This window comes from Acaryochloris sp. IP29b_bin.148 (genome assembly GCF_028285565.1).
Taxonomy (GTDB): domain Bacteria; phylum Cyanobacteriota; class Cyanobacteriia; order Thermosynechococcales; family Thermosynechococcaceae; genus Acaryochloris.
On the sequence record NZ_JANQOY010000090.1, the window covers coordinates 22,146 to 35,599 of the forward strand.

Here is a 13,454-nt window from a genome sequence, read left to right on the forward strand (position 1 = left end):
AGCAAGCATTGTCTGGGAGGTGGATATTGCCAGAGCTATTGTTGCTGCCAATTTAGAGAAGCCTTTAAGAGACTCATACCCAAAAGCTTAATCCCATCAGGTTGGTCTCTTGCCCCCGCTTCAACAGTCTGAAAACAAAGACCAACGATGCTTCAAGATTTTTAGTCATCCATCGGCGCGAAGGTTGAAGAGGTTTTGGGCAGACTATGAGGATGAAGGGTCGAGACAAGAATTGCTAGCTTGATCGACGCTGTTAACAGAACAGTATCTCAATTGAAAATTGAGTCAATCTCAATGCCAGGGGGATAGGGCATGGGCAGAATCCATCGGCAACGTCATTGGTTAATGGTTATCTTATTTTCCTTGGTGATTCTGTTGTCTTGGCAATGGTCACTGGTGGTTAAGATGCCCGTATCCGCTCAATGGGATCTGACAACGCGCACCGCAGAAGATCAGCCTATTGAACCAATTCCTCTGCATCTCTCCCTGAATTTAGAAAAGGTCGTCTTGGGGAAGCAGTTGTTCCATGATCCTAAGCTGTCGAGGACTAGCACCGTTTCCTGTGCAAGCTGCCACAACTTAGCAACGGGGGGCGTCGACCGTCGTTCTCGGTCCCGCGGTGTCAACGGCCAAATAGGGACAGTAAATGCACTGACTGTTCTCAACTCTGGCTTCCAGTTTAAGCAGTTTTGGGATGGTCGGGCTGCGTCTCTAGAAGAACAAATTGATGGCCCCATTCATGATGAAACAGAAATGGGGTCAAACTGGCCAGAGATTATTGAGAGGTTAAACCAGTCCCCTGACTATGTTCGCACCTTTAACCAGATCTATCACGAAGACATTTCTGCTGACCATATTAAAGATGCGATCGCAACCTTTGAACGCTCCCTCTACACCCCCAATGCTCGCTTTGACCAATTTTTGAGGGGGAACACCCATGCCTTAACGAATACAGAGAAAAAAGGCTATCAGCGTTTCAAGGCCTATGGGTGTGTCGCTTGTCATCAAGGCATGTTGTTAGGGGGCAATATGTATCAGAAGTTTGGCATTTTTGGAGATTACATCAAGGATCGAGGGAACGAATCAAAGGCAGACTGGGGACGATATAACGTTACGGGGAAGGCCAAAGACCGCTATGTGTTTAAGGTTCCGAGCTTAAGGAATGTTATTTCAACAGCTCCCTATTTTCATGATGGCTCCGCCAAAACCCTAGACGAGGCCATCAAAATCATGATCAGGTACCAACTGGGTCGCGAAGCCAACCAAAACGATGTGGATCTAATCATTCAGTTCTTTCAAACGCTAAGTGGTGAACTCAATGAGGTCCCTTCATGAGCTATCAGCCGTTCCAGAAGATCCTCGGTGGGGGTATTACCCTGATGCTCTTGGGTGGGCTGGTGACGCAGAGTTTATCTGTTGATAGCCAACGTCATCAACGCTATCGCACCTTAATCGCTCAACAGCTCATTACCGATACAACCCTTAATAAAAGCGTCCTCAAGTCCCGTTATGCCCTGCTCACCTCCTATGATCCGTTGGTACGATCTCTGTCAGAGCAGCTTAGCCTACAAGAAAAAGTAGAGCAAATTCCTAGCTATATTGGCAATCGGCAAGCGCTACAACGGCAGCTACGGAACAATCAAAACATCTTTCGCCACAAAGAAGAACTCCTGGAAGCCTTTAAATCGAATAATGCTGTTCTCAAAAATTCATTAACTTATTTGCCCGAGTTGGTCAAAGAAGTTCGTCAAGGCGGCAGATACAAGCATCTGTCCCAGCGCAAGACATCACAATTACAAGCGATGTTGGACAACGTGCTGCTCTACAGTCTGTCTACGGATAAGGCGTTAGTCCCGCAGATCGAGAACCAGATGAGCCAGTTAGAGAAACTGAGCATTGCCGAACCGGATCAAGCCTCTGACCGTATTCTGCTGGCCGTCGCTCACACCCGCATTATTCTGAAATACAGACTTGAGGTCGATAGACTGACACGACGCATTCTGGAGCTACCGACGGCAAAAGCCATTGGCAGTTTAGAGAGAACCTACACAAAGCATTATCAAGATGCTGTGCAAAGAGCTGAGATCTATCGCCTTCTCAGTTTTGGCTACCTGCTGGCGATCGCAGGCGGTATTGCCTATCTGGTGATTAAGCGTCAACAGCGTTTGATTAGAGAACAACAACGATCCCAACAACGCCTATCGGGGATTCTCAAGAGTCTAACCGATGCCTTTATTGCCCTGACCCCCCAATGGCAGGTGAGCTACATTAACCCCAAGGCGGCGGAGATTCTCCAGCATGATGCTCAAGATCTTCTCAACCAGGATTTCTGGCAGATCTTCCCTGATGAGTTAGGTCTCAAACATCGGCAAGTTTATCAAACTGCACTCCAGGAGCAGGCGCAGCAGTCCTTCGAGGTTTTCTACCCCCCTCATCAGAGTTGGCTTGAGGTTCGCATTTTTCCCAGTGTAGATGGACTGTCCTTGTTCTTCCAAGATGTCACGAGTCGCAAGCAGGCTGAGAACAACCTCAAACAAGTCAATGCGGAATTACAAGCCGCAAAAGACGCTGCTGATCAAGCCAGCCAAGTAAAAGGGGAGTTCCTTGCCAATATGAGCCATGAACTACGGACACCGATGAACGCTGTGATTGGGATGACCAGCTTACTCACCCATACGTCCCTCACTCCTCAGCAGCAGGATTTTGTCGATACGATTCGGAGCAGTGGAGATGCGCTATTGTGTCTTATTAACGATATTCTTGACTTCTCCAAGATTGAAGCTGGGAAACTAGACATTGAAGCGCAGCCCTTCAACTTAAAACTTTGTATTGAAGACGCATTGAAGTTAGTGGCTCCCAGAGCCTTTGAAAAAGGATTAGAGCTGGCCTATTTGACGGAACCAGAGATTCCCTGTGGCATCGTGGGGGATATCACGCGGCTCCGTCAAGTCCTAGTAAATTTGCTCTCGAATGCCGTTAAGTTCACGGAGTCGGGAGAGGTAATCGTTCATGTGAAGGATGTTACCCCTGAGAGCACGATTGATGCAGAAAATCTAAATCAGGATCCTTCCCATCCTCGCCTCCTTCAGTTCTCCGTCCAAGATACGGGGATTGGGATTCCCCAAGATCGGATGGCTCGGTTATTCAAATCTTTTAGCCAGGTTGATGCGTCCACAACCCGTAAATACGGGGGAACGGGTTTGGGCCTAGCCATTAGTCAGCGATTGTGTGAGCTGATGGGGGGGCGCATCTGGGTTGAGAGTGAAGTTGGGGCAGGGTCTACCTTCTCTTTCACGATTTCAGCCCAGGTGGCTGCGGATATCGACGATTCGTCTCATCTGGTGCAAGACAAGCTCCAGGGGAAGCGGATCCTGATCGTCGATGATAACCTCACCAACCGCAAAATTCTGACCTTACTAGCAGATATCTGGGGAATGCACGCTCAAGCAGCATCAGGGGGACCAGCCGCAATCGAAACATTAAAGCAGCATCCTCAGTTTGATGTGGCTGTGATCGATATGCAAATGCCCCAGATGGATGGTCTCACCCTGGCCAAGCACATCCATAGGCTTGAGCCATATCAGGAGTTACCTTTAGTAATGCTCAGTTCCTTAGGCGTGGAAGCGATCGCAACCCCAACCGATAAAAGCTACTTCTTCGCAATATTGAATAAACCCATTCAAGAATTGCAGTTAGGTGAGGTCTTAGTCAGAGCGGTGACCCAACCGTCTGATCCAGTCGAACGCACTAAGCCGATTCATACGCCATCGGCTCCGAACCCCCAGCCCTTAAAGATTTTGCTGGCAGAGGATGTCGTGGTTAATCAAAAGGTCGCTTTGCTCATTCTCAAACAAATGGGCTATGAAGCGGATGTCGCCAATAATGGCGTAGAAGTCTTAGAAGCTTTACACCGTCAACCATACGATGTAGTGTTGATGGATTTGCAAATGCCAGAGATGGATGGCCTTACGGCTGCACGCAACATCCAAATCTCCTGGCCATCCGAGACACAGCCTTATATCATTGCCTTGACCGCAAATGCCATGCAAGGGGACCGGGAAAAATGCTTGGAGGCGGGGATGCATGATTATGTCAGCAAGCCAATTCGGAGCGAAGAACTGAAGGCTGCACTGGATCGATATACAGTGATACAACAACCCTCTATCCCACATTCAGCAGGTGCAAAAGAAATTTTCTGAATAAATCTTAAAACCTCTACTCTGAAAAGGTTTCAAAATATTCGGACCTGACATGAAACACCACAGCATTTCTCAATAGCAGAAATCTGTTGACAATGCTGTCATTAGTGATTGCTGTAACCCTTGCCATTTCGTGAATATTATTTTGAGTCAAGCCTGACCTGCTGAATGTGGGCTCTATGACTGAGTAAGGAAGGAGGACATCCTCTCGGCGTTTACCAAACTCCTATCCTGGATGAACTGATCGTTTCTGCCGAACTACCAGCCACAATCACATTCTCCACAATCAATACAGCCATCCAGTCCTTCCAGGGCATCACAATCCGGACTTAGATCACAGTCCAAATCACATAGATCACAAACATCTAGTGGAATACAGCTACTATCACACCATCCTGCTCCACAGTCTCCCCATGCTTCTCGTTTTTTACGGCGTCTGTGTGAGTGACCAGCATTGAAGATGCGACTGGCCTGTTTACAGGCCCGCAATCGCTGTTGGAAATGGGATAAGGCATCCACTAGGCTCTCATTCTGAACCGATCGCCGCAAATATTCTGAGCAGGAGACACCGCCATAAACCCGTCGATGGGCGCAGGAGAATCCCTTGTGAGGTGATAAGTAGCGTTGATAATCGCGAATGCTGAATACTAGGAGCGATCGCAACATGGAATTGAAGTGCCAATGCTCTGCTCTTTGTGCAAGGGGAATCATTACAGCAGCAGAGCGAGATAAGATGCCTTTACTCACGAATCAGAGGCTCAAAACAGAAATTTAGGCCAAGGACAATAGCCTGCACCACCTTAGCACTCCGAGATTCGTATTGGGGGCAGTCGCACGATCACTGCTATCCATGATGAATGTCTCAAATTTCTAAGGCAGAGGCTATCGGTTAGTTTGATCAGAACAGCACCGCTTTTCCTACCTGTTACCCATGCATCTCAGGCACTGATGTTGACCCATTCTCCGATTGTGAGTTGTCGCGCACACCATTGGGTGGGAAGGATATGAACGCAGGGGCTGACTTAACCGGGCCAACCCCCTGATCAGGGCTGTGTCGTAGACTCGCCTGCACCCGGGGGAAGAATCTCCAGATCGGGGCGTTGCTCTAGACCTTGTAAGCTCAGATTGACGGCGACCGAGAGCAGTAGCCCAAACCCAACCGTCAGGACAACGCAGCCCACCAAGACCAGAATAAGCTGCTTTTTTAGCGAGGGATGCATGGTTTTTCCTTTGACCTACTGACATTGTAAAAGCAACCGTTTCCCCCCAACACGGTAGGATGGCGGTTGGCCATTCTTCTCGCTTGAGACCCTGCCCTATGTCTACTGATGTGCTGACCGTTCACGCCGCCACAAATCCTGCCCACACCACCTGGGTGATCCAACCGCAAGGGTCTCTGCAGGGTCGAACCACCATTCCTGGAGATAAATCGATCTCGCATCGCGCCTTGATGTTAGGGGCATTAGCCTCAGGTAAAACGACGATCCAAGGATTGCTGTTGGGCGAAGATCCCCGCAGTACGGCCAACTGTTTTCGGGCGTTGGGAGCCCAGATTTCTGAACTCAATAGTGAACAAGTCCAGATTCAAGGCATTGGGTTAGGGCAGTTGCAAGAGCCCACAGGCGTTTTAGATGCTGGCAACTCCGGCACCACCCTCCGTCTGATGTTAGGGATTTTAGCGTCTCACCCAGATCGCGTGTTTACAGTCACCGGCGATACGTCCCTATGTAGTCGGCCGATGGCGAGAGTGGTAACGCCACTGCAACAAATGGGAGCCCAAATTTGGGGACGACAAAGCGATACCCTGGCCCCGCTAGCGATTCGAGGACAACATCTGCAGCCGATCCATTACCACTCTCCGATTGCCTCCGCTCAGGTAAAGTCTTGCTTGATGTTTGCGGGATTAATGACGGTCGGGCAAACCACGATCACGGAACCTGCCTTATCCCGAGATCACTCAGAACGGATGTTTGCCGCCTTTGGTGCTGATATTGCCGTTGATCCTGACACCTATAGCGTCACGGTCACCGGCCCAGCCCAACTTCAAGGCCAGGCCATTGTTGTGCCGGGAGATATTAGCTCGGCTGCCTTTTGGTTGGTTGCTGCTGCCATTGTCCCCGGTTCGGATGTCTGGATTAAAAATGTAGGCGTTAACCCTACCCGTACCGGTGTCTTAGACATCCTAGAGCAGATGGGGGCAGAGATGACCCTGGCCAATCCACGCACCGTGGCAGGAGAACCAGTGGCCGATATTCATATTCGGCACAGCCAGCTTCAGAGCACGGTCATTTCAGGTGCGGTGATCCCCAGATTAATTGACGAGATCCCGATTCTAGCGGTGGCCGCTTTGTTTGCGAAAGGCGTGACGGTGATCCGAGATGCCGCAGAACTCCGGGTCAAAGAGAGCGATCGTTTGACAGCCATGGCGACGCAGCTACAAAAGATGGGGGCTCAGATTACGGAACAACCCGATGGCTTAGAGATTCAGGGCAACGCCTCTTTAAAGGGAGCAGCGGTGGATAGTTTTGGGGATCATCGTGTAGGCATGAGTTTAGCGATTGCTGCTCTCAAGGCCACAGGAATAACCACGATTCACCGGGCCCAAGCGGCTGCTATCTCCTATCCCAATTTTGTCAGCACCCTCCAACAGCTCTGGCAGTCCTAGTCCGTTGCTAAAGCGAATAGTGCGACAGCACTGAGACCTTAAGACAAAGACCTTAAGACAAATCGGCCAGCAGCGAATCTAGCTCAGACAACTTGTCCTGTTTGGCTGATTCATCGCCTGGTGGCACCGTTTGCGCTTGGATGGCGCTGACGCGGCTTTGGACCTGCTCATCAACCATATTCGGTAGATTGGCCATTTCGGTGGAGAATTGAGTTGAAACTGTTTCCAGACGGTTGCTTAAATCCTGAAGATGATGTTGCAACCCTTGAAGCTGTTCTTCTTGTCCTTGGGTCATGGCCGGATCCAGGGTGGGCAGGGTGCTGATCCGATTCTCTAACTCACCGATTTGATCTTGGAGAGGACCGATGGCCGTCTGTAATTGTTGATGGAAGTCCTCAGTGTTAACGCCGGTGGTGTTCGTTGCTTCCTCGCGCACCACGCCGAGTTGATGTTGGACTTCATTCACCTGCTGCTGGGTATTTTCCATGGCCGCTCGGGAAATTTCCATTTCTTCTGAGATATTGGCCAGCATCGTATCCATCTTGACTCTGACATCGTCAATTTGCCCGTAGACTGAAGCCAGCTGCTCTTCCGGTGGCGATGTGGCAGTTGCGCCTTGATGTTCGAGGCGATTCGACAGATCCGTAACCTGCTGCTGGACAGGTGACAGCATGGACTGTAGTTCGTCTTTCAGAGAACTGATGTCACCCGATGACCCTTCTGCGGTGGGGGGGGAGAGTTGTGCAACCGCCTCTTGTAACGCTGTCAGTTCTTGGTGAATGCTATCCGGAAAATTAACCCCTTCGGCATCACTGGAAATTTGGCCTTGTAAGGCTTCAATGGAGTGGGTCAGATCAATCTGATATTCTCGCAGTTGATTAATTTCTGCTTCAATCGCACTGATGGCTTCCAGCGGCTGATCTCCTGCAGGAACATTCATCATTTGTTGCTCTAAAGTAGAGACGCTGGCGGATAAGGAGGTGATGGAAACTTTGACATCGTTGTAATCAGACCGTTCTTGGAAGGCGGGTAGGTCTTCCACTTGCGATCGCAACGATTGAATCTCTGCGGTCAGCCGCCGTTGTACTTCTGTCGTATCCGAAAAGGTCCGTTCATGCGTCAGTTGATCCCAATGTCGCCGGTTGATCAAATTGAGGAAGACTGATGCGGTTAAAGGAACAGCTACAATGGCGGCCTGGTTGACCAAAAAGGTCGCCACAGTCCCTGCAACAGCCCCAGCGGCAACCACATATTCCACCACTTGCAAACTACCGTTCGAGCTGATCGACTGTTCCAGGTCTGGTGTTGAATTACTGTTCAAATCTTGCATACAACCTCCTATTATAGGATGCTCAATTATACTGCCCTACACACAACTGCTAAGCATCAATCGTGCTCATCACTGACTGAAACACAATATTGATAGCTTTGGTAGACAATTCTCTTTTTATTGTAATTGAGGTAAAACCCGTTTTCTGACACCCATCCGGTGAAAAGCCACCCCGGCATGTAACGGAACCATCTATTCACTGAGAAGGATCGGCTGCCCCTCACCCTCACACTGCGATCGGAGAGAGAACAAGACTTGTCAGATTTTGGCCCATGTCTTTACCCTTCAACAAGAGAGATATCGTATTGAAGCATAAGCGACTTCAGAATGAGGAAGGAAGGTGAAAAATGAGTTTCATAAAGATTCAACATTTCGGCCAGACACCACTGTTGGCGTTGAGAATTTACCGCAGGTCCGATCATGCTGCAACTGTTTAGCACGGGGCTGATCCCTTTGTGGTTAAACACCGCTGGTATTCTAGCCCCTCCAACCGTACCGTCTTTAGATATGCTGGATCTGCTGCAAATGAATTCTCCAGATCCAGCGGTTGTAGAGGTGTGGCAAACCTATATCGCCCGTTTATCCACCCAGGGGTTTGCCGCCACTGACCAGGGGTTTTGGCTGCAGACTCAAAGGCAATTATTGGCGAACCAGAATGCCCTCCAGCCGTTACCTGCTGCCTCCCTCACCAAGATCGCCACAACGCTGGCTGCGCTGAAAACATGGGGACCTGATCACACCTTTACGACTGAAGTGAGGGCTACAGGACCGATTACCAACGGCATTCTGCGAGGGGACTTAGTCCTTGTAGGAGGCGGTGACCCTTTGTTTGTGGGGCCAGAAGCCGTCAGCGTCGGCCATAGTCTCAATCAGATGGGGATTCAGCAGGTATCTGGCAACTTAATCCTGGTGGGTCCCTTTACCATTGACTTTCTGTCGAATCCAGTTCAGGTGGGAGAACGGCTTCGTCAAGGATTAAATGGCCAAACCTTTCAGCCTCAAGAGGAAAGCCGATATACGCCTCCTCCCCCTGCAGCGGCTTTAACGTCAAGCCTAACCATTACCGGGTCAGTCCAATGGACTCCCTACCCACCGCAATCTAGACAATTGTTGCAGCATCAGTCTTTACCCCTCTATGCCTTGCTTAAACAAATGAATGTGAATAGTAATAATGCCTTGGCAGAAGCGTTTGCCAGCGGGATGGGAGGGGCACAAGCCTTAGTAACCCAAGTGACCACTGCAGTGGGAGTTCCTGAACGAGAAGTCCTGTTACAAAATGGGTCGGGCCTCGGTCAAGACAACCGTCTTTCGCCTCGAGCGGTTACTGCGCTGCTACAAGGGATTCAACAAGAATTACAAGCACATCAACTTACCCTTGCCGATGTTTTTCCCGTCGCCAGTCGTGATCTGGGTACCCTTGAGGATCGCCATCTGCCCACAGCTGCGATTGTCAAAACCGGCACCCTCTGGGATGTCAGTGCGCTCGCAGGGGTCATTCCCACTCAGAAATTAGGGCCTGTTTGGTTTACGATCATCAACCGAGGCGAGAATATCGCAGGATTTCGCCAGGATCAAGATCGAATTCTCCAGCAAGTTACTCAACGGTGGGGAGCTGCGCCTGGACGTCTTCCCGAGTTGCAGCCCAGTCGACCGATGCCTCAACTCGGCAATCCCGAACGAAACCAAGTTATCTCTCAGCAACCCTAAAACTATTGGTATCCAGACCCTGAAATTCCTAGGGCAAAATCTCAGCCACGGTTTCCCCATCTTGGATGGCCAGTGTTTGATGCTGGAGATTCCCCAAGGCACTGGCCCCAGTCAGTTTTATCTGAGGGGTCGCTTGTTGATACACTAAATTGCCTTGCGCCTTCAAGTCCTGAGTCGCAAGATTCCAAGTTAACCGTTGGCAATTTAAGTGGGCTTGATTCGGTAGGCCCTGAAGCTGGACCTGATCTTGTAGTTGTAGCGTTTGGGAGCGATCTAACCAGCCTTGAACCGCTGTCGCCGTCATGTCTTGATATCGAATCTGGATTCCCTCAGGACTATGCCATTGTTGTCTGACTAAATCCCCAACTACTTTGGCACTGCGGAGTTGAATATTGGCCTGGGTAAACTTCATCTGAACGGCCTGCTGGAGAATCACTTGCTGAGTGGGCAAATGTATCTCTACCCACTGGGCCTCAGCCTCCTGCCAGGTCCTCTCTGATGTCGACACCAGTTTGACCGCTGTCTGGGCACCACTGTGTGCCTGAACTTTGCGCTGGCGAGCCCACCAAGTCAGCTGTTGCGTCTGTAATTGCAACTGGTGCTCAGGAGCATAGACAACCACCTGCCCCGTGATGTGGACGTGATCCGTCTGAGTGGAAGCCTGGAGGCGTTGGCCTTGAAGATTGACTTGGGGATGATCGAGACGAACACCGGATGTGGCGATGAGCTGTCCTGAGTGAGGATTCCACTGGATATTTTCACTGTGTAAGGTACTGCGATCGCGCCTATCCTGAAGCACAATCGGCCCCTCTAATTGGATGGCCTCAGACGAGGGGTAGACCTTACCTTGGGACGCTGTGAGGGTATAAATTGCCGCTTGATTGTGATAAAAGGTACCCTGCAGCCGCTGCAGGTGAATGACCTGGGGATCACGCATGATCACCTGATCAGCCTGTAATCTCCACAGGAGTTGTCCTTGGCGATCCGTGCGTTGCAGCAGGACTTGTTTGAGAGTGGTTTGGGGACGATCAGAGCCAGAGGGTAACGGTGCAATCGGTGTACAGGCCATTAGGCCAAGTCCCACGGACATCCAGACAGCGGGGCGTTGGATCGCTAGCGATGGCACGACATGAGCGGATTAACCCGATGCGTCAAAATTAGTCAAAGGCCGGATCAATGACGTCCTCGGTCTCTGGGTCAGCAATACTAATGCCCGATAGAGGGCGATACGTATAGCCAGACCGTGAGGCTTTCTGGATATCGGTTTTGATCCCTTCTAAGTCGATATAGCGATCGGCCACATTGATCAAACTATCACTGGTCATGGAGCGGAGGCTCACCACTTCTACGCGAATGCCTCGATAGCTGACAGCATCGACCGCGTAAGCTAAATCACCATCACCACTGACTAAGATGGCAGTGTCATAACACCCCACTAAGGACATCATATCTACGGCAATTTCGACATCTAAATTGGCTTTTTTGGAGCCATCAGGAAGCTGCACTAACTCTTTGGTAATGACGCGGTAGCCATTGCGACGCATCCACAACAAAAATCCTTGCTGTTTCTCATTTGTGGGATCCACGCCTGTATAGAAAAAAGAGCGCAATAGCCGTGAACCAGCCGTTAAACGGCACAATAGCTTGGTGTAGTCAATTTCAATGCCTAACTGGAGAGCGGCATAAAACAGATTGGACCCATCGATAAAAATCGCAATGCGTCCACGGTTTTCCAAAACTTGTTCTGCTGAAAATACAGGGTTATGGTCAATATCTGGATTGATAATCATTGCAATTAAAGCCTCGGGTATTAAAAATTCAGTTCTTAAGTCGGTTGACTAAATCGATGCAGCACCCCTGAGTAATTCTCAAGTGGGGACGGTTTAGACAGCAATAATGCTAGGGCGCTGCAGCTTTTAAAGGCTCTAATTTTTGGAAAACAGGTTGAGGAGTCCCTAAAACTTGGTTTGCTGGTAAGGCTCCCCAATGGCCATGAATAGAATACAAAGCTACTCTTATCCCATTTCCCCCATGGTTAACATTCAAATCCAGCTCGAACCCTAGCTGTTGATATATTTTGGTACTTAGGTTAGGAATAACCGGAGCCAGAAGATATGCTGACAGTCTAACCGATTCTAAAACGGTGTAAAGGATCTCGTTGACGGCGCCTTGTTGACCCTTTTTATAGAGAGACCAAGGTGCTTGCTCGTCTATGAACTGATTTCCAGCTTTTGCCAGGCTCAGAGAAACATGACAAGCTTGACTAAAATTTAAGTTTTGGTAAGCTTTTGCCACCTGATTTCCTGCTTCTCGGCCCAATTTCGCTAAGGGATGATCCTCGGGAATGGCTTGCAGATCAATTTCAGGGACTTGGCCATCACAATATTTCACAGCCATTTTCAGGGTGCGATTGAGTAAATTGCCTAAGCTATTGGCCAGATCGGCATTGATCACGTCAATAAATCGAGTTTCATTAAAGTCGCCATCCCGACCGAACTCTAACGCCTTTAAAAAGTAATAGCGCACCGCATCTGCACTATAACGATCGACTAAATCGACGGGATCCAGGGTATTCCCCAGACTTTTCCCCATCTTCTGTCCATCTTTTGTTAAGAAGCCATGACCAAAGACACGATCGGGTAAGGGTAGGTCAGCTGACATCAACATGGCCGGCCAATACACCGCATGAAATCGCAGTATATCTTTACCAATCAAGTGGAGATTGATCGGCCACCACTGCCGAAACGCATTCTCTAACGTGGGTTCTGCATCCTCTTCGAGCAGCGCCGTTACATAGCCGAGCAGGGCATCGAACCAAACATATAACGTATGCTGATCGTCGGTGGGAACCGGAAATCCCCAATCGAGGTTGACTCGAGAAATGGAAAAGTCTTGTAAGCCTCGTTCCACGAAGCTGAGCACTTCATTGCGGCGACTGGCGGGTTGAATAAAGTCTGGATGATCGGCAAAAAATTGCAGGAGAGCATCTTGATACTTCGACAGCCGAAAGAAGTAGTTCTGCTCATCTCGCCATTCCACTGGACGCTTATGAATGGGACAGTGCTTTTCGTCGGTTAGGTCTCGTTCTTCTTTAAACTCTTCGCAGCCGACGCAATACCAACCTTGCTGATGTCCCTGATAGATGTCTCCATTCTCCCAAACCCGCTGGAAAAACTCGCTGACGATTTGAGCATGGCGAGGGCTGGTGGTGCGGCTAAAGCGATCGTATTGAATGTTGAGGCGTTGCCATAGGTCTGTGAAGCTAGCAACAATTTCGTCACAGTGGGCTTGGGGGGCTTTCCCTCGCTGCTCGGCAGTGCGCTGAATTTTTTGGCCATGTTCGTCTGTGCCCGTGATCAGCAATACTTCATGTTCTTGGAAGCGATAAAACCGTGCGATCGCATCGGCCGCCATCGTCGTATAAGCACTGCCAATATGGGGGACATCGTTAACGTAATAGAGCGGTGTGGTCAGCGCAAAACGTTGAATAGGACCAGAAGTCATAGGCCAAAGAAGAGCATCGGGATTGCCGACCTCCATCATACATGAGCAA

Annotated in this window: 10 protein-coding genes; 4 read left to right on the forward strand and 6 right to left on the reverse strand. The window is 49.8% G+C overall.

Going from position 1 to position 13,454, the window contains the following annotated elements:
• Positions 1–312: 312 nt before the first annotated feature.
• Together Q0986_RS08395 and Q0986_RS08400 are read left to right on the forward strand one after the other, a co-directional pair.
• Positions 313–1,335 (forward strand): cytochrome-c peroxidase, encoded by a 1,023-nt coding sequence (locus tag Q0986_RS08395; RefSeq protein WP_299407841.1) that lies wholly within the window; start codon positions 313–315, stop codon positions 1,333–1,335.
• On the forward strand, positions 1,332–4,199 hold the full coding sequence (locus Q0986_RS08400) for a DAHL domain-containing protein (RefSeq protein ID WP_299407844.1): 2,868 nt from the start codon (positions 1,332–1,334) through the stop codon (positions 4,197–4,199). Before Q0986_RS08395 ends, Q0986_RS08400 begins: the two co-directional genes overlap by 4 nt.
• Before the next feature lie 258 nt (positions 4,200–4,457).
• Here Q0986_RS08400 and yidD read toward each other — a convergent pair whose 3' ends face one another.
• Together yidD and Q0986_RS08410 are read right to left on the reverse strand one after the other, a co-directional pair.
• Positions 4,458–4,946: a membrane protein insertion efficiency factor YidD gene (gene yidD / locus Q0986_RS08405; protein ID WP_299407847.1), complete on the reverse strand. Its 489-nt coding sequence runs from the start codon at positions 4,944–4,946 to the stop codon at positions 4,458–4,460.
• 296 nt (positions 4,947–5,242) lie between these two features.
• Positions 5,243–5,419: a hypothetical protein gene (locus Q0986_RS08410; RefSeq protein ID WP_299407850.1), complete on the reverse strand. Its 177-nt coding sequence runs from the start codon at positions 5,417–5,419 to the stop codon at positions 5,243–5,245.
• Positions 5,420–5,517: 98 nt separating this feature from the next.
• On the opposite strand from Q0986_RS08410, the gene aroA reads away from it, so the two are divergent.
• Complete coding sequence (gene aroA, locus Q0986_RS08415; RefSeq protein WP_299407856.1) at positions 5,518–6,864, forward strand: 3-phosphoshikimate 1-carboxyvinyltransferase; 1,347 nt, start codon at positions 5,518–5,520, stop codon at positions 6,862–6,864.
• A gap of 52 nt (positions 6,865–6,916) precedes the next feature.
• Here aroA and Q0986_RS08420 read toward each other — a convergent pair whose 3' ends face one another.
• Positions 6,917–8,194, reverse strand: a complete 1,278-nt coding sequence (locus Q0986_RS08420; RefSeq protein ID WP_299407864.1) for a hypothetical protein — start codon at positions 8,192–8,194, stop codon at positions 6,917–6,919.
• 420 nt (positions 8,195–8,614) lie between these two features.
• Here Q0986_RS08420 and Q0986_RS08425 point away from each other — a divergent pair, with 420 nt between their 5' ends.
• Positions 8,615–9,901, forward strand: a complete 1,287-nt coding sequence (locus tag Q0986_RS08425) for a D-alanyl-D-alanine carboxypeptidase (RefSeq protein WP_299407871.1) — start codon at positions 8,615–8,617, stop codon at positions 9,899–9,901.
• 28 nt (positions 9,902–9,929) lie between these two features.
• Here the strand turns inward: Q0986_RS08425 and lptC are convergent, their stop codons facing one another.
• From lptC to metG, 3 genes are all read right to left on the reverse strand, one after another.
• Positions 9,930–11,027: an LPS export ABC transporter periplasmic protein LptC gene (gene lptC, locus Q0986_RS08430; RefSeq protein WP_299407876.1), complete on the reverse strand. Its 1,098-nt coding sequence runs from the start codon at positions 11,025–11,027 to the stop codon at positions 9,930–9,932.
• Between the two features lie 31 nt (positions 11,028–11,058).
• Positions 11,059–11,691: an NYN domain-containing protein gene (locus tag Q0986_RS08435; RefSeq protein WP_299407883.1), complete on the reverse strand. Its 633-nt coding sequence runs from the start codon at positions 11,689–11,691 to the stop codon at positions 11,059–11,061.
• Between the two features lie 109 nt (positions 11,692–11,800).
• The gene (metG, locus tag Q0986_RS08440) at positions 11,801–13,405 is read right to left on the reverse strand and encodes a methionine--tRNA ligase (RefSeq protein ID WP_299407887.1); all 1,605 of its coding nucleotides are present in this window, start codon (positions 13,403–13,405) and stop codon (positions 11,801–11,803) included.
• Between the last annotated feature and the right edge of the window lie 49 nt (positions 13,406–13,454).

Excerpts from the sequence above, each read along its gene's own strand:
- aroA (WP_299407856.1), top strand. The coding sequence starts at position 5,518 with ATGTCTACTGATGTGCTGACCGTTCACGCCGCCACAAATCCTGCCCAC.
- Q0986_RS08410 (WP_299407850.1), bottom strand. The coding sequence starts at position 5,419 with ATGCATCCCTCGCTAAAAAAGCAGCTTATTCTGGTCTTGGTGGGCTGC.
- Q0986_RS08400 (WP_299407844.1), top strand. The coding sequence starts at position 1,332 with ATGAGCTATCAGCCGTTCCAGAAGATCCTCGGTGGGGGTATTACCCTG.
- Q0986_RS08420 (WP_299407864.1), bottom strand. The coding sequence starts at position 8,194 with ATGCAAGATTTGAACAGTAATTCAACACCAGACCTGGAACAGTCGATC.
- Q0986_RS08435 (WP_299407883.1), bottom strand. The coding sequence starts at position 11,691 with ATGATTATCAATCCAGATATTGACCATAACCCTGTATTTTCAGCAGAA.
- Q0986_RS08425 (WP_299407871.1), top strand. The coding sequence starts at position 8,615 with ATGCTGCAACTGTTTAGCACGGGGCTGATCCCTTTGTGGTTAAACACC.
- Q0986_RS08395 (WP_299407841.1), top strand. The coding sequence starts at position 313 with ATGGGCAGAATCCATCGGCAACGTCATTGGTTAATGGTTATCTTATTT.
- metG (WP_299407887.1), bottom strand. The coding sequence starts at position 13,405 with ATGACTTCTGGTCCTATTCAACGTTTTGCGCTGACCACACCGCTCTAT.